The organism is Streptomyces sp. A 4/2 (genome assembly GCF_940670765.1).
Taxonomy (GTDB): domain Bacteria; phylum Actinomycetota; class Actinomycetes; order Streptomycetales; family Streptomycetaceae; genus Streptomyces.
Window position 1 is genome coordinate 258,878 of sequence record NZ_CALNVW010000030.1, and the last position, 16,215, is coordinate 275,092.

The window sequence follows — 16,215 nt, forward strand, 5'->3', positions numbered from 1 at the left end:
GGTGGTGCGAGGCGCCGCGCCGATGGGGCTCGGGCGCGGCGGACCGGGTTCAGGGTCTGCGGGGCCGGGTTCAGGTTCTTTCGGCGTGCGGCCGGCTGTCGCGCAGGGCGGTCAGTCCCGCGCCCAGCAGGCCCGCGTCCCGGCCCGAGACCGTGGTGGTGATCTCCAGACCGGCCGTGGCCATCGGCAGGCAGCGTTCGTAGAGGACACCGCGGACCGCGGCCACCAGGGGCTCGGCCGCGGCCAGGGCGCCGCCGAGGACGACCGCCTGCGGGTTGAAGAAGTTGACGACGACGCCGAGCACGGTGCCGATGTGCCGGCCGGCCGCCCGTACCAGGGTCGTCGCCTGCGGGTCTCCGTCGGTGACCAGGCGCAGCAGTTCGGCGGTGCCGTCGACCGGGGTGCCGCGGCGGGCGAGTTCACGCAGTACGGCCGCGCCGCTGGCCACCGTCTCCAGGCAGCCGATGTTCCCGCAGCTGCACGGGCGTTCCTCCGCGGCGTCCACCCGGACATGGCTGATGTCGCCCGCGCAGCCGTTGGCGCCGCGGTGCGGGCGGCCCGCCGAGATCACTCCGCAGCCGATGCCGCGGCCGGCCTTGACGACCACCAGGTGATCGAGTTCCGGCCGTGCCGACTGGTGCTCGCCGACGGCCATCAGCGTCGCGTCGTTGTCGACGACGACGGGCAGTCCGAGCCGGTCGGCGAGGACGTCGCGGAGCGGGAAGTTGTGCCAGCCGGGCATCCGGGAAGGGGTGAGGACGCGGCCGGTGGCGACGTCGACCGGGCCGGGGAAGGCGATGCCGACGCTGCGTACCGTGCGTCCGGCCGCCCGCTGTTGGCCGGCGAGCGCGGCCAGCTGTTCCACCAGCCAGTCGACGGCCTGGTCCGGTCCGGCCGTGAGGTCGTGGCTGTGATCGGCGGCGTCCGACACGGTGCCGTCGACACCGACGGCGGCCAGCCTCCCGTGGTGGGAGCCGAGATCGGCGGTGAGGGCCACACCGCCCTGCTGCGGGATCCGCAGAAGCCGGGGGCGGCGTCCGCCGCGCGAGGCGCCCTCACCGGATTCGGTGAGCAGCCCGGCCGCGACCAGTTCCTGGACGCGCAGCGAGACGGTCGAGGCCGCCAGTCCCAACTCTCTTACGAGGTCGGCCCGTGAGGCGGCGGCACCGGACGTGACCATGCGCAGGATGTGCTGGTTCGTCACGCTGTCCGTCATTGCTCTCCCCGTCATCGCTGTCTCCGGTTACTTCGAAAGTTGCTTCGAGATTTCAAAGTAAGTCGGCGCTGTCTCGATGAAAGTTAGCGATCTGATGGCGACTTCCGCCAGGGGTAACGGAAAACTTTTCATCAATTCGCTATCCCAATAACGGACAAAGAGGATCAAAAGCTGCACTTGGGGCGCACTTGGTCACGTTTTCGCTCTTGACTTAGTTTCATCTGCCGTCCTAACTTTCAGACATTCTCCAGCCGATGTTCACGTCGGCTCGCAGCCGGAACTCGATGGAGGCCCACCCATGCGCCCAAGGCGCTCACCCGCGCGGCGCCGCGCACTAGCCGCAGCGGTCACCGGGACGGCGATCGTGATGGCCCTCTCGGGCTGTACGCAGGACGGCGGCCGGATAGCCATGGGACCCACCGGTGGTACCCCGGTCGAGGGCGGCACCGCCACGATGGCCCTGCCCCCGGCCGCCACCCCGAACTGGATCTTCCCCATCGGGGCTCCCGGCTACGGCGCCACGTACAACTTCGCGATCCAGTCGCTGCTCTTCATGCCCGTCTACGACGCGGTGAAGAAGGACGGCGCGCTGACCACCACCGGGCCGAACACGCTGGGCCAGAAGCCGGTCTACAGCGACGGCAACCGGACGGTCACCGTGCCGCTGCGCAAGGACATCACCTGGTCCGACGGCAAGCCGGTGACCGCACGCGACATCGAGTTCTGGTTCAACCTCGTCAAGGCCAACAAGGCCGACTGGGGCAGCTACTCCGTCGGCGCCATGCCCGACAACGTCAAGAGCTTCGAGACCGTCGACGCCCACACCGTGCGGCTGCACCTCAACCGGTCCTACAACCCCGACTGGTTCACCGCCAACCAGCTCACCCTGATGCGCGCGCTCCCGCAGGCCGCCTGGGACGCCGAGAAGGACGGCGGGCCCATCGGCGACCGGGACCGCACGACCGCGGGTGCCAAGGCGATCTTCGCCCGGCTGACCCAGCACTCCAAGAGCCTCGGCGCCTACTCCAAGGACCCGCTCTGGAAGACCGTCAACGGGCCCTGGAAGATAGACGAGTGGCAGAACACCGGCCAGGTCACCCTCGTACGGAACCCGAAGTACACCGGTTCCGACAAGGCCCATCTGGACAAGGTCGTCTTCAAGCCCTTCACCACCGCTGACTCCGAGTTCAACGTGCTGCGCTCCGGTGGCGTCGACTACGGCTACATAGCCCCGTCCGTCCTCGCCCAGAAGAAGACGTTCCAGGACCGCGGATACCGCGTCGACCCGTGGGAGGGCTGGGCGGCCACCTACATCGTCTACAACTTCAACTCCTCGCACGGCGGCCCCGCCCTGCGGCAGCTCTACATCCGCCAGGCCATGCAGCACCTCGTCGACCAGACGGCGATGAGCAAGGTCATCTGGCAGGGCAGCGCCACACCGACGCTCGGGCCCGTGCCCATCACGCCGAAGACGCAGTACCTGTCACCGGCGATGGAGAAGAACCAGTACCCGTACTCGGTGCAGGCCGCCCGTACGCTCCTCGTCGACCACGGCTGGACGATCCGCGACGGCCAGGCCCGCTGCACCCGCCCCGGCACCGGCGACAACCAGTGCGGCGCGGGCATCGCGAAGAACGCCCCGCTGAACCTCACACTGCTCTCGCAGTCCGGCTCCACCGAGTCGACGAACATGATGCAGGAGCTGAAGTCCTCGCTCAGCAAGGCCGGCATCGACCTCAAGGTGCGCCAGCAGCCGCTGAACTCGGTCCTCGGCAACTCCGTTCCCTGCAAGGCGGGTCAGCCCGGCTGCGACTGGGACATGTCCTTCTTCGGCACCGCGGGAAGCTGGTACTACCCGCTCAACCCCAGTGGTGAGCAGCTCTTCTCGACCGGCGCCTCCGCCAACTTCGGCAACTACTCGGACCCCGTGGCCGACAAGCTCATCCGCGCCGTCCAGTACTCCGCCGACCCGAACGCCATGCACGCGTACGGCGAGTACCTTGCCAAGCAGCTCCCGGTGATGTGGATGCCGAACCCCGCCTACCAGGTGTCGGTGATCCGCAACGATCTGCGCGGCGTCGACCAGAACCCCACCGTGACCCTCGCCCCGCAGGACTGGTACTACGTCAAGAAGGGGGCCGACCAGTGACCGGCTTTCTCCTCAAGCGCCTTCTCCAGGCGGTGGTCGTACTCTTCCTGGTGTCGGTCATCGTCTTCGTCCTGCTGCACCTGCTCCCCGGCGGACCGGCGCGCGCCATCCTCGGGCCCAAGGGCACACCGCAGCAGATCGAGCACTTCAACCACGTCCAGGGGTACGACCGGGCGCTGCCCATGCAGTACTGGGAGTACCTGAAGCGCCTGCTCTCCGGTGACCTGGGTGTGTCGTACAAGCTCAACCAGCCCGTCTCCGACCTGCTGATGCAGCGACTCCCCAAGACGCTGCTGCTGACGGCGCTCTCCACGGCGCTCGCGGTGATCATCGCGATCCCGCTCGGCCTGCTCCAGGCGGTGCGCCGCGGCAAGATCACCGACTACCTGCTGACGGGTGCGACCTTCCTCGCCTACGCGACGCCGGTCTTCTTCCTCGGTCTGATCCTCATCATCGTCTTCTGCCAGATGGTCCCGGTCTTCCCGGCCGAGGCACCGCAGGGCGAGTCCCTGTCGAGCATCTTCAGCGGGTTCTCCGGCATGGTGCTGCCCATCGTGACGATGGCGCTCGGCGTGATCGCGATGTTCAGCCGCTACATGCGCTCCGCCACCCTGGACAACCTCACCGAGGAGTACGTCCGTACGGCCATGGCCAAGGGGCAGTCCAGCCGGCGGATCCTCGCCAAGCACGTGATGCGCAATGCGCTGATCCCGCTCGCGACCCTTCTCGGCCTGTATCTGCCGACGCTGTTCGGCGGCGCCCTCGTCGTCGAGTCGATGTTCAACTACCCGGGTATGGGCCTGCTCTTCTGGAACGCCGCCCAGGGCTCCGACTTCCCCGTACTGCTCGGCGTGACGCTCGTCATCGGGGTCGCCACCGTGGTCGGATCGCTCCTCACCGACATCGTCTACGCCGTCCTCGACCCCCGGATCCGGAGCGTCTCATGAGCACTGCCGTCATAGCCCCCGGCCACGAGGACGCCGACCTCGCCACGCCCTCACTGGCCCGCCGTACCCTGCAGGTCTTCACCGGCAACAAGCTCGCCCTCACCGGCGTGATCGTGCTGGTCCTGCTCCTCGCGTTCTGCTACCTGGGCCCGCTGATCCACTCCACCGACCAGGTCCACACCGACCTGGCGCAGGCCAACCTGGCACCCGGCAGTTCCGGTCACCTCCTGGGCACCACCGACCTCGGCTACGACATGCTCGGCCGGCTGATGCTCGCCGGGCAGTCCTCCCTGGAGGTCGGCCTCGCCGCCGGTCTGCTCGCCACCCTCTTCGGTACCCTCTGGGGCGCCGTCTCCGGGTACTTCGGCGGCTGGGTCGACGCCGTGATGATGCGGGTCACGGACGCCGCGCTCGCCATCCCCGCGATGTTCCTGCTGGTCGTCGTCGCCGCGATCATCACGCCCAGTAAGGGCGTCCTCATCGTGATCATCGCGGCGGTGGCCTGGCTCTCCCCGGCCCGCCTGGTCCGCGGCGAGGCACTCTCGCTGCGCGACCGCGAGTACGTCCAGGCCATGCGGATGATGGGCGGCGGCGGAGCCCGCGCCGTGTTCCGGCACATCGTGCCGAACGCCATCGGCACGGTGATCGTGAACTGCACGTTCCAGATCGCCGACGCCATCCTGTACGTCAGCTACCTGGCCTTCCTCGGCCTCAGCATCCCGCCGCCCGCCGCCGACTGGGGCTCGATGCTGTCCTCGGGCATCACGTACACCCAGAACGGCTACTGGTGGCTGATCTTCCCGCCGGGCATCGCCATCGTGCTCGTCGTAGGCGCTTTCAACTTCGTGGGTGACGGCCTCCGGGACGCCTTCGAAGTACGGCTCCAGAAGAAGTAGCCACACCCCCCTGCTTTCGCTTCCTGCCTTCACTGCCCGGAGGACACTCCCATGACCGAGCCGCTGCTGCGGATCGACGATCTCCATGTCGACATAGCGTCCCGTAACCGCACCGTCCACGCGCTCGACGGCGTCAGCCTGGACCTGGCCCCCGGCGAGGCGCTCGGCGTGGTCGGCGAGTCCGGCTGCGGCAAGACCATGACCGCGCTCAGTGTTCTCGGGCTGCTCCCGCCCGGCGGCGCCGTGTCCTCCGGGCGGGTCCTCTTCGACGGCCACGACCTCGCGTCGGCCGGTGAACCCGTGCTGCGCGACGTACGGGGAAACACCATCGGCATGGTCTTCCAGGACCCGCTGACCTCGCTCAACCCCACCATGACCATCGGCGCCCAGGTCGCCGAACCCCTCCTGCTGCACCGCCCCATCAGCAAGCGCGAGGCATGGGAGCGGGCCGAGGAGATGCTCGGCCTGGTCGGTATGCCGCAGCCCTCCGAGCGGATGAAGGCCTATCCGCACCAGCTGTCCGGCGGTATGCGCCAGCGGGTCGCCATCGCCATGGCGCTCGTCTGCGAACCCAAGCTCCTCATCGCCGACGAGCCCACCACCGCACTCGACGTGACCACCCAGCACCAGATCCTGGAACTCATCGACGGGCTGCGCTCCCGCCTGGGCATGGCGATGATCCTGGTCACCCACGACCTCGGCGTCATCGCCAACCGCGTCGACCGGGTCGCCGTGATGTACGCGGGCAAGGTCGCCGAGACGTCCGGCGTACGGGACCTGTTCGCCCGCCCCCGGCACCGCTACACCCAGGCCCTCTTCGCGGCCCTGCCCGAGAAGGCCGTCGAGGGCGCCACCGAACTGCGCACCATCCCCGGTCTGCCGCCCAACCTCGCCACCGAGCAGCACGGCTGCCGGTTCGCGGCACGCTGTGCGTTCGCGACCGAGGTGTGCCGCACCGAAGAGCCGCAACTGACCGAGGGCGACCACCGGTTCGCCTGCTTCCATCCGGTGCCCGAGGACGGCGAGCGGAACGCCGGGGACGCGGCGGCCGGGAAGCGGGAGACCACTGCCGTCGTGCCCACGGGCGCCACGCTGCTGGAAGTCACCGACCTGCGCAAGGACTTCCCGCTCGCCGGCGGCCCGTTCTCCCGCAAGCACGGGACGGTCAGCGCCGTCGGCGGCGTCTCCCTGACCGTGCGCAAGGGGGAGACCTTCGGCATGGTCGGCGAGTCCGGCTGCGGCAAGACCACCATCGGCCGCATGATCGCCGGTCTTGAGGACCCCACCGCGGGATCGATCGTCTTCGAGGGCCAGGACCTGGCCACCATGGACCGGGGCCAGCGCCGCGCGCACCGCCGCCGTATCCAGCTGATGTTCCAGGACTCCGCGGCGGCCATGGACCCGCGTATGCGCATCGGCACCATCCTGCGCGAACCGCTCGTCATCCAGGGCGTCGGCGACCGCGCCGAACAGGACCGGATCGTCGGTGAACTCCTGGACGCCGTCGGGCTGCCGCGCGGCGCGGTCGACCGCTACCCGCACGAGTTCTCCGGCGGCCAGCGCCAGCGGCTCGGCCTCGCCCGTGCGCTGACGCTCTCCCCGGACCTGATCGTCGCCGACGAACCGGTCTCCGCGCTCGACGTCTCCGTCCAGGCACAGATCCTCAACCTGATGCGGGAGCTCCAGCGCGACCGCGAGCTGACGTACTTCTTCATCTCGCACGACCTGGCGGTGGTCCGCTACCTCGCCGACACGGTCGGTGTGATGTACCTCGGCAAGCTGGTCGAGTCGGGCCCGGCCGAGGAGGTGTACGCGAACCCGCTGCACCCCTACACCCGCGGTCTCCTCGACACGGTCAACGTCCCGGACCCCGAGACGGCCGGCTCCGGCCGGTCCCCGCTCGGCGGTGAGACCCCGTCCGCGGCGAACCCGCCCTCCGGCTGCCGGTTCCGTACGCGCTGCCCGATCGCCCAGGACATCTGCGCCGAGACCGAGCCCCCGGCGAGCACCCCGGACGGCGAGGGCCACCAAGTGGCCTGCCACTTCCCGCTGGTGCGCGCGCAGGCGGCCTGAGCCCGCCGACGGGAGGCGCCGGTCAGACGGCCGTCGCCTCCCGCAGCGCCCGGCGGCAGAGCGCGTCGGCGCGGCGGGTGGACTCGGGGAGCCGGAAGTCGGGGGAGAGCCGCAGGGTGTGGGCGCAGGCGTTCTCGATGCCGACCCGGTGTCCGACCGAGACGAAGACCGGTTTGACGCCCTCCCTGGTACGCAGCGCCCGGCCCACCTCCTCGCCGTCGTCGGCCAGGAGCGGCGTGAACTCCCCGCGCCGGGCGCCCGGTTGCTCGTACGAGAAGGTGAACGGGTTCTTCGCGACGCCGATCACCGGCAGACCCGTCAGCACACCGAGATGGCTGGCCAGGCCGAAGCGCCGTGGATGCGCCAGCCCGTAGCCGTCGCAGACGACCAGCCCGGGGTCCGAGGTCAGCGAATCGAGGGCGGCGAGCACGGTGGGGATCTCCCGGAACGCGAGCAGCCCCGGTACATAGGGGAACGCGACCGCCCCGACCGCGGTGGCCTCCTCGACGACCGCCAGCGTGGCGGCGTCGAGAACGACGGCCGCGGCGGCGACCACGTTCCGTTCGTCGTCGTACGCCACATCGACACCGGTGACGAGCCCGGTCCCCGGTGGGGGGCCGGGCTCGTCCCGTACGACGCGGGTGCGCAGCTCGTCCTGGACCGCGCGGGCGGCCGTCTCATCGGCGGGTGTCTCCATGGGCGTCAGCCTACGAGGGCCGCGACGGACCGTGTTCGCGCCCTTGCTCCCCGACCTCTGGTGCGGCAGCATCGGGCCGTCCGACCGACGGCCGCGTGCGCCGACGCGCTCGGGTCCGTGACGCGACGCGTGTCACCGCCTTCGCCCGGATGGACCACTCCCGGTGCGGACGGAGCGGGCCGGGGGCGAAGAGTGGAATCGCACGCCTCCGCGCCCCGACCGCCAACCGTTCACCTGGAGACCGCGATGACCTGTATCAACCGACGTGACGTGGGACTGCTCGCCCTGCGGGTCGGCACCGGCGCCGTGCTCGTGGCGCACGGGTCGCAGAAGCTGTTCGGCTGGTTCGGCGGCGGCGGCCTGTCGGGGACCGCGGCGGGCATGGAGCACATGGGATTCCTGCCGGGGCACCGCAACGCCGTCGCCGCCGGTCTGGGTGAGGCGGGCGGCGGAGCGATGCTGGCCCTGGGGCTCGCCACCCCCACCGCGGGCGCCGCGGTCGCGGGCACGATGGCGGGGGCCGTGGCCGTGCACGCGCCCGCCGGGTTCTTCGCCCAGTCGGGCGGCTACGAGTACCCCGCGTTCCTCGGCTTCACCGCAGCCGCGATCGGACTCGCGGGAGCGGGCCGCTACTCCGTCGACCACGCCACCGGCCGCCGGTTCGACCGGCCCTGGATGCTGGCGCTGGCCTTCGCGGGCAGCGCGCTCGCGAGCGCCGCGGTGGTCGGCAAGCGGCGAAGGGACCAGGCCGACGCCACGCTCCGAGCCGAAACCGAGGCCGGGACGGCCCCCGGGAACGCCGCGGAAACCGCCTGACCCGGCTGTTCCGATGCGCTTTACGGCGGGTGGCGGTTCGAGGCGCCACTCATGGGCCTCAGGCGTAGCCTGATAAATGCCGTATAAGTGCTTGATGCGCATATGCGCACAGCAGGATGCCGGACCGCCGTCGCTCGTGATCGCCCCCCGTGCGCCTCACATGTTCACCGCGGGACCTCACCGGCCGGCACCGGCTGGAGGGAGCAGTCGTGGTAGCCACCAAGGAAGAGCTCGGTTCGCAGTCTCCGCCCGGTGCGACACCGGCGGCCGGCACGCGCGTGGCCGACTCGCCGCACATCGCCGACCCGGGAGCCCTGGGCCTGGGCGCGTTCGCCATGACGACATTCGTCCTGAGCGTGTTCAACGCAGGACTGATCAACGTCTCCGTCGAGGCGGTCGTCCTCCCCATCGCTTTCTTCTACGGCGGGATCGTGCAACTGCTCGCCGGTATGTGGGAGTTCCGGCGGGGCAACACCTTCGCGGCCACCGCGTTCGCCTCGTACGGCGCCTTCTGGCTCACGTTCGCCGGGTTCATCACACGGATCGCGCCGCACCTGTCCCCGACCCACGCCTACCAGGCGCTCGGCGTGTACCTCCTGGCCTGGGCGATCTTCACCGCGTACATGATGCTTGCCGCGCTGCGCGTCAACGTGGCCGTTCTCGGTGTCTTCGTCGCCCTGACCGTCACCTTCGTCCTGCTGACGATCGGCGCGTTCGGGCAGTCGAGCTCGATGGACAAGGCAGGCGGATGGGCGGGGCTGGTCACCGCGGCGATCGCCTGGTACGCCTCATTCGCCTACGTCACCAACAACACCTGGAAGAAGACGCTGCTCCCGGTGGGTTCCCTGCGCCGATGAGGCGCCCCACCGGTCCGTGACGTTCCCGCCCTGTGCCGTACTTCCCCGGAAGTACGGCACAGGGCGGGAACGTCACGGCGAACAAGGCCCCCGGAACGATCATCGAGGAGTGCGGATGAGCGACGAGACGCTGTCCAACCTGATGCATGAGAACCGGCGCTTCCCGCCTCCCGAGGACCTGGCGGCGCAGGCGAACGTCACCGCGGCCGACGTCCGCGCGGCGCGCGCCGACCCGCTGGCCTTCTGGGAGGCCCAGGCGCACCGGCTGACCTGGGCCGAGCCGTGGACCCAGGTGCTGGACTGGAGCGACCCGCCCTTCGCCCGCTGGTTCACCGGAGGCCGGCTCAACGTCGCCCACAACTGCGTGGACCGGCACGTCGAGGCCGGGCTCGGTTCGAGGCCCGCCTTCCACTGGGAGGGAGAGCCCGGAGACCGTCGCACCCTCACCTACGCGGACCTCAAGGACGCCGTGTGCCGGGCGGCCAACGCCCTGGAGGAACTCGGCGTCCGGGCCGGGGACCGGGTCGCGATCTACATGCCGATGATCCCCGAGACCGCCGTCGCGATGCTCGCCTGCGCCCGCATCGGCGCTCCGCACACGGTGGTCTTCGGCGGCTTCTCCGCGGACGCGTTGCGGGACCGCATCCTCGACTGCGACGCGCGCGTCGTGATCACCGCCGATGGCGGGTACCGCAAGGGCGCGGCCGCGGCCCTGAAACCGGCTGTCGACGACGCCGTCTCCCGCTGCCCCGACGTCCGCAATGTCCTGGTCGTCCGCAGGACCGGACAGGACGTGGACTTCACCGAGGGACGGGACGTGTGGTGGCACGACCTGGTGGACCGGCAGTCGCCCGAGCACCGGGCGCAGCCGTTCGACGCCGAGCATCCGCTGTACATCATGTACACCTCGGGAACGACGGCCAAGCCGAAGGGCATCCTGCACACCAGCGGCGGCTATCTGACCCAAGTGGCCTGGACCCACTGGGCCGTCTTCGACATGAAGCCGGAGCAGGACGTGTTCTGGACGGCCGCGGACATCGGCTGGGTCACCGGGCACTCGTACATCGTCTACGGGCCGCTCGCCAACGGCGTCACCTCGGTGATGTACGAGGGGACCCCGGACACCCCGACCCGGGGCCGCTGGTGGGAGATCGTCGAGCGGTACGGCGTGACGGTGCTCTACTGCGCCCCCACCGCGATCCGCACGTTCATGAAGTGGGGCGAGCAGTTCCCCGCCGGGCACGACCTGTCGAGCCTGCGGCTGCTCGGCTCGGTGGGCGAACCCATCAACCCCGAGGCGTGGATGTGGTACCGCCGCACCATCGGCGGCGACCGGTGTCCGGTCGTCGACACCTGGTGGCAGACCGAGACAGGGGGGCAGATGCTCTCTCCGCTCCCCGGAGTCAGCACCTGCAAGCCCGGCTCCGCCCTGGGCCCGCTGCCGGGCGTGTCCGCGGACGTGGTCGACGACACCGGCCGGCCGGTGCCCAACGGCTCCGGCGGCTATCTGGTCCTCACCCAGCCGTGGCCCGGAATGCTCCGGACCATCTGGGGCGACGAGCAGCGCTACCGCGACACCTACTGGTCCCGGTTCCCGGGTGTCTACTTCGCGGGGGACGGCGCGAAGAAGGACGAGGACGGCGACATCTGGCTGCTCGGCCGGGTCGACGACGTCATGAACGTCTCCGGCCACCGCATCTCCACCACCGAGGTCGAATCCGCGCTGGTCTCCCACCCGGACGTGGCCGAAGCCGCGGTGGTCGGCGCCTCCGATCCGACCACCGGGCAGGGCATCGTCGCGTTCGTGATCCTGCGCAACAGGCCGGAGGGCGAAGGCGAGGCACACAGCACCGTGGAGCAGCTCCGGACCCATGTGACCCGGGAGATCGGTCCCATCGCCCGGCCCCGGCAGATCATGGTGGTCCCCGAACTGCCGAAGACACGATCGGGGAAGATCATGCGCCGCCTGCTGAAGGACGTCGCCGAGGAACGGGAGCTGGGCGACGTCACGACGCTGACGGACGACACCGTGATGGAGAGCATCAGGAAGCAGCTCCCGGCGACGACCGAGGAGTGAGCGGGGCCGGGCGGGCCGCCGGTGGGTCAGAGCGTGACGACCGTGCCGGTACGCCGGGCCCGCTCGGCCGCGAAGACCAGCCGGTGACCGGCGACCCCGGTGCGGGCGCCGGTCATCAGCGCGGCGGGATCTCCGTCCGCGAGGGCCGCGACGAAGGCGTCGATGAGTGCGCGGTCACCGCCGGCGTGGCCCTCGGTGTTGTTGGAGGCGTCCAGGGACGTGTCGATGACCGTGCGGCGTTCGGTGGTGTGGTCGTAGATCTCGATGAACCTGCCGTCGCCGACGATCTGGCCCCGGGTTCCGAAGAGCGTGGTGCGCCGGTTCTCCTGGGGGGTGAACGCGGAGAGCGTGAAGGCCACCGTGACGCCGCCCTCGTACTCGATCGACACCACCTGGTGGTCGTTCACGTCGTTGTCGCAGTTGTAGACGCAGCGGCCGTACGGGCCGGTGGCGAGCGCGTCGGTGACGGCTTCCTCGGTCATCCGCGGGGTGATGGTGGAGGTGAAGTAGTGCTTGGGGCCCGCGCCTTCGCGCAGCCCGGCCCGGTACAGGCGCGCTGCGGAGAAGGGGCAGGTGTTCTCCACGTGCGCCGGGCAGTCCAGACAGCGCTCGGCGGCGCCCTCGGGCCGGTTCGCCGCGGTGAAGTGGCTCAGCGAACCGAAGGAGGACACCCGGCGGGCGGGGGCTCCGACGAGGTCGCCCAGCCAGTCGATGTCGTGGCAGGACTTGGTCAGGAGCAGCGGCCCGGTCTCGTCCTCGCGCCGCCAGTTGCCGCGTACGAAGGAGTGCGCGAAGTGGTAGGAGCCGATGGGTTCGAGATGCTGCACGGAGACCAGGTCCCCGATGGCGCCGGCGCTCAACTCCGCCTTGAGGGCCCGGGTGTAGCGGGTGTAGCGCATGACGTGGCAGAGGCCCAGCAGCACCCCGGCCCGCTCGGCCTCGTCCGCGATGCGTACGCAGTCGTCGTCGCTGACGGCCATGGGCTTTTCGAGCAGGATGTCGTAGCCGCGCGCGATGAACGCGAGGGCGGCGTCGAGGTGTTCGTGGTCGAGGACGGCGATGATGACGGCGTCCGCCAGCCGCGGGCGGGCGGCGAGGTCCTCCCAGGTGTCGTGGACGTGGTCGGCGTCCAGCCCGTGCCGTTCGGCGAAGCGGGCGCGGCGGTGCGGGTCGGGCTCGGCCACGGCGGTGATCCGAACCCGGCCGGGGTCGGCCGCGAGGAGATCGGCGTATCCGGCGCCCCGGCCGCCCGCGCCGGCCACGGCGATGGTGAGCGGCCGGTCCAGGCGCTGGGTGCGGGTGGTGGCGGAAGTGAAGCGCAGAGCTTCGGGCATGGTGGTCATCCCTTGGTGGCTCCCCCGGTGAGGCCCTTGACGAAGTGCTTCTGGAAGGCCAGGTAGAAGCAGAGGATCGGTATGGAGGCGAGGAACATGAAGGCGAACACGGCGCCGTAGTCGGACTGGTGCTCGCCGATCGCGCGGTAGACCCCGACGGTGACGGTGGTGCCGGAGGCCGGGCCGAGAATGATCAGCGGGGAGAGGAAGTCGTTCCAGATCCACGTCCCGAGGAAGATGAGCACGCTCGCGGCGGCGGGTCGCAGCAGCGGGAAGACGACCTGCCAGAAGATGCGAAGACGGCTCGCGCCGTCCAGGGCGGCGGCTTCCTCCAGCTCGATGGGCACGGTCTTGATGAAGCCGGTGAAGACGAAGACGCCGAAGGGGACGTAGTAGCCGGCGTTGATGACGACGACGCCGGGCACGGTGCCCATCAGCCCCAGGGTGCGCAGTACTTCGGTGATCGGCGTCATGATGACGGCGGGCGGCACCATCAGGCCGCAGAGCAGCCCCACCATGACGATCTTGGACAGCGGGCCGGGTGTGCGGGCCAGGTAGTGGCCGAGCATCGCGGAGACGACCGTGAGGACGATCACCGAAATCGCCGTGATCTCGGTGCTGTTGATCAGTCCGTACCAGAAGAGGCGGTCCGGGCGGGTCAGTACGGTGGTGAGGTTGTCCAGGGAAGCGGGGATCGGCAGCGACGCGGGGGAGGCGTTGATGGCATCGCCCGGCTTGAAGACGTTGGCCAGGACCAGATACAGCGGCAGGAAGAACAGGGCGGTGACGAGGACGGCGACGAGCGGTCGCAGCCAGGTGTGCACCGACGGTCCGCCGGTGGCGGCGCGCTTCCGGTTCGCGACGTGGTCGAGTACGGCGGTCACAGGGTCACCTCCCGGCGTTGCAGCACCCGCAGGACGACGACGGAGACGACGGCGATGAGTACCAGCATGGTGAGGGACATGGCGGCCGAGTATCCGGTTCTGTTGTCGGTGAAGGCGGTGGTGATCACGGTGAAGGCGACGGTCGCGGTGGTTCCGTCGCCGGGACCGCCGTTGGTGAGGACCTGCACCTGGTCGTAGGTCTTGAAGGCCGTGATCAGCAGCATGACCGTGTTGATGGTCACCGAGGGGGCGAGCATGGGCCAGGTGATGTGCCGGAACCGCCGTACGGGGCCCGCGCCGTCGAGCTCCGCCGCCTCCATGAGCTCGGCCGGGACTCCTTGCAGCCCGGCCAGGTGGACGACGACGCAGAAGCCGAGCATCTGCCAGCACATGATGAAGGTGACCGTGCCCAGCGCGAGCGAGGGGTCGGACAGCCAGCCGGGCGGATGCTCCGCGCCGAGTGACCGCAGCACCTTGTTGATGATTCCGTCGTCAGTGAGCAGCGCCTGCCAGATGACGCTGACGACGACGGAGCTGAGGACGACCGGGGTGAAGAAGACCGTACGCAGCATGCGGTAGAGACGGCTGCCGCGGTCGAGCAGCAGGGCGACCCCCAGGCCCACGGCGTTGGGCACGACGACCACGGCGGCGGTGAGCAGGGCGGTGTTGCCCAAGGAGCGGTGGAACGACGGATCGCTCAGCAGCTGCCGGTAGTTGGACAGCCCGACGAAGTGGGTCACGGGGTGCATCGCGTTCTCGTCGGTGAGGCTGGAGACGAAACTCATGACGACGGGGACGAGCACGAACGCCAGGTAGAGGGCGATGCCCGGCAGTGCGAACAGGGAGAAGGTCCCGAGCCGCGGCAGCAGCGTTCCGCGGGGCCGGGTGCGCGCGGTCGCGCTCGCGGGCAGGGCGGTGTCCGTGGCGCTCATCCGGCGTCCTTCGCCCATTCGCCGTCCAGGCGTCGGGCGAGTGCGCCGGCGCTCGTGCGTCCGGCGATCAACTCGGCGGTGCCGGCCCACAACTTGTCCGAGAGGCCCGGCACCAGACCGGTGTCCCCGGTCTCGACGGAGAAGGCATTGACGACGGAGCCGCGCCGCGCGGCGTCCTGGTAGATCTTGACCGTGGCCTTGTACACGGGGCCCATGGTGGTCGGCGGGGTGTATCCCTTGACCGCGATGAGTGAGCCGTCGGACCTGACCGAGGCGTCCAGGTTCTGCTTGTCCAGCATGAAGGCGGCGGACCATTTCTGGGCGAGCTTCACATCGGGGGCCGAGGAACTGACGCTGATGCCACCGCCGGTGTACGCGGGGACGGTGTCGGCGCCGTTGTCGCCGGGCCAGGCGAAGACTCCCACGTCGAAGGGGGGCTTCTTGCTGTCCGCGGAGGCGGCGAACCAGGAGCCCATCGGGTACATGGCGCCCTTGCCGTCGCGGAACGCCTGCTCGGTCGACGCGTAGTCCCGGGACAGGCCGGACCGGTCGATGTATCCGCTCCCGGCCAGCTTCTCCACCTTGTTCAGTGCGGAGGTGAAGGTGGCGTCCGTGAACTTCCGCTTGCCCGCGCGGCGTTCGGCGAGCCAGTGGGGGTCCTTGGCGTAGACGTCGGTGCCGACCGCGGCGATCAGGGGGAAGCCGTCGGCCCAGGTGTCCTTGCCGCCGCCCCCGACGACGAGCGGGTTGACGCCCTTCTTCTTCAACGCGGCGCAGTCGGCCAGGAAGTCCTTGTACGTGGTGGGCGCCGCGGTGATGCCCGCCGCGCGGAAGAGCGTCTTGTTGTAGTAGACGAGGGGCGTGGGCTGGGTGTTGTAGGGCAGTTGGTAGATCTTGCCGCCGATGGGATTGGACTGCGGCGACACGTAGTCGTCGAGCGTGGCGGCGGGCCATGCGGCGAGCTTGCCCGACTGCGCGAGGCCGTCCGGGCTGACGGAGATCATGATGTCCGGCAGCTGTCCGGACGCGGCGAGCTGCTTGACGTAGGTGTTCCGGTCGGCGCTGGGGGCCACCAGCTTCTTGATCTTCACACCGGGAACGGCCTTGGAGGCCCGCGCGATGGCGGCGTCCCAGTAGGCGGCGTCGAGGTTGGGTGTCTCGAAGGTCAGGAACGTCATGGTCTTCGAGCCGTCGGACGCCTGCCCCGCACCGCCGCCCGCCGTACAGCCGGCGGTCAGGAGGGCCAGCGCGGCACACAGGACGACCGTGCGCCTGGCTGAAGTCGTTCTGGGCATAAGGGCTCCTCAAGTACACCAGGGGATAAGAAACTTGCTAAT

The 16,215-nt window shown here is 69.9% G+C and carries 13 protein-coding genes; 7 read left to right on the top strand and 6 right to left on the bottom strand.

Going from position 1 to position 16,215, the window contains the following annotated elements:
• Window positions 1–70: 70 nt before the first annotated feature.
• Window positions 71–1,216 (bottom strand): ROK family transcriptional regulator, encoded by a 1,146-nt coding sequence (locus tag NBY69_RS22590; RefSeq protein WP_250303105.1) that lies wholly within the window; start codon window positions 1,214–1,216, stop codon window positions 71–73.
• 298 nt (window positions 1,217–1,514) lie between these two features.
• Here NBY69_RS22590 and NBY69_RS22595 point away from each other — a divergent pair, with 298 nt between their 5' ends.
• Genes NBY69_RS22595 through NBY69_RS22610 form a run of 4 tightly spaced genes read left to right on the top strand, consistent with a single transcriptional unit; the run spans window position 1,515 to window position 7,281 of the window.
• Complete coding sequence (locus tag NBY69_RS22595) at window positions 1,515–3,365, top strand: peptide ABC transporter substrate-binding protein (RefSeq protein WP_250303106.1); 1,851 nt, start codon at window positions 1,515–1,517, stop codon at window positions 3,363–3,365.
• Window positions 3,362–4,312, top strand: a complete 951-nt coding sequence (locus NBY69_RS22600; RefSeq protein WP_250303107.1) for an ABC transporter permease — start codon at window positions 3,362–3,364, stop codon at window positions 4,310–4,312. Before NBY69_RS22595 ends, NBY69_RS22600 begins: the two co-directional genes overlap by 4 nt.
• Window positions 4,309–5,208, top strand: a complete 900-nt coding sequence (locus NBY69_RS22605; protein ID WP_250303108.1) for an ABC transporter permease — start codon at window positions 4,309–4,311, stop codon at window positions 5,206–5,208. The genes NBY69_RS22600 and NBY69_RS22605 overlap by 4 nt, the downstream gene beginning before the upstream one ends.
• Window positions 5,209–5,259: 51 nt before the next feature.
• The gene (locus NBY69_RS22610; protein ID WP_250303109.1) at window positions 5,260–7,281 is read left to right on the top strand and encodes an ABC transporter ATP-binding protein; all 2,022 of its coding nucleotides are present in this window, start codon (window positions 5,260–5,262) and stop codon (window positions 7,279–7,281) included.
• 22 nt (window positions 7,282–7,303) lie between these two features.
• Here NBY69_RS22610 and NBY69_RS22615 read toward each other — a convergent pair whose 3' ends face one another.
• Complete coding sequence (locus NBY69_RS22615; protein ID WP_250303110.1) at window positions 7,304–7,978, bottom strand: endonuclease V; 675 nt, start codon at window positions 7,976–7,978, stop codon at window positions 7,304–7,306.
• Between the two features lie 246 nt (window positions 7,979–8,224).
• Here NBY69_RS22615 and NBY69_RS22620 point away from each other — a divergent pair, with 246 nt between their 5' ends.
• From NBY69_RS22620 to acs, 3 genes are all read left to right on the top strand, one after another.
• On the top strand, window positions 8,225–8,794 hold the full coding sequence (locus NBY69_RS22620) for a DoxX family protein (protein ID WP_250303111.1): 570 nt from the start codon (window positions 8,225–8,227) through the stop codon (window positions 8,792–8,794).
• Window positions 8,795–9,003: 209 nt separating this feature from the next.
• Window positions 9,004–9,651: an acetate uptake transporter gene (locus NBY69_RS22625; protein WP_250303112.1), complete on the top strand. Its 648-nt coding sequence runs from the start codon at window positions 9,004–9,006 to the stop codon at window positions 9,649–9,651.
• Window positions 9,652–9,766: 115 nt separating this feature from the next.
• On the top strand, window positions 9,767–11,728 hold the full coding sequence (gene acs / locus NBY69_RS22630) for an acetate--CoA ligase (protein WP_250303113.1): 1,962 nt from the start codon (window positions 9,767–9,769) through the stop codon (window positions 11,726–11,728).
• 26 nt (window positions 11,729–11,754) lie between these two features.
• Here acs and NBY69_RS22635 read toward each other — a convergent pair whose 3' ends face one another.
• Genes NBY69_RS22635 through NBY69_RS22650 form a run of 4 tightly spaced genes read right to left on the bottom strand, consistent with a single transcriptional unit; the run spans window position 11,755 to window position 16,173 of the window.
• Window positions 11,755–13,071: a Gfo/Idh/MocA family protein gene (locus tag NBY69_RS22635; RefSeq protein WP_250303114.1), complete on the bottom strand. Its 1,317-nt coding sequence runs from the start codon at window positions 13,069–13,071 to the stop codon at window positions 11,755–11,757.
• Window positions 13,068–13,886 (bottom strand): carbohydrate ABC transporter permease, encoded by an 819-nt coding sequence (locus NBY69_RS22640; RefSeq protein ID WP_250303152.1) that lies wholly within the window; start codon window positions 13,884–13,886, stop codon window positions 13,068–13,070. Before NBY69_RS22640 ends, NBY69_RS22635 begins: the two co-directional genes overlap by 4 nt.
• Window positions 13,887–13,942: 56 nt before the next feature.
• The gene (locus tag NBY69_RS22645; RefSeq protein ID WP_250303115.1) at window positions 13,943–14,878 is read right to left on the bottom strand and encodes a carbohydrate ABC transporter permease; all 936 of its coding nucleotides are present in this window, start codon (window positions 14,876–14,878) and stop codon (window positions 13,943–13,945) included.
• On the bottom strand, window positions 14,875–16,173 hold the full coding sequence (locus NBY69_RS22650) for an ABC transporter substrate-binding protein (protein WP_250303116.1): 1,299 nt from the start codon (window positions 16,171–16,173) through the stop codon (window positions 14,875–14,877). The genes NBY69_RS22645 and NBY69_RS22650 overlap by 4 nt, the downstream gene beginning before the upstream one ends.
• Window positions 16,174–16,215 lie beyond the last annotated feature (42 nt).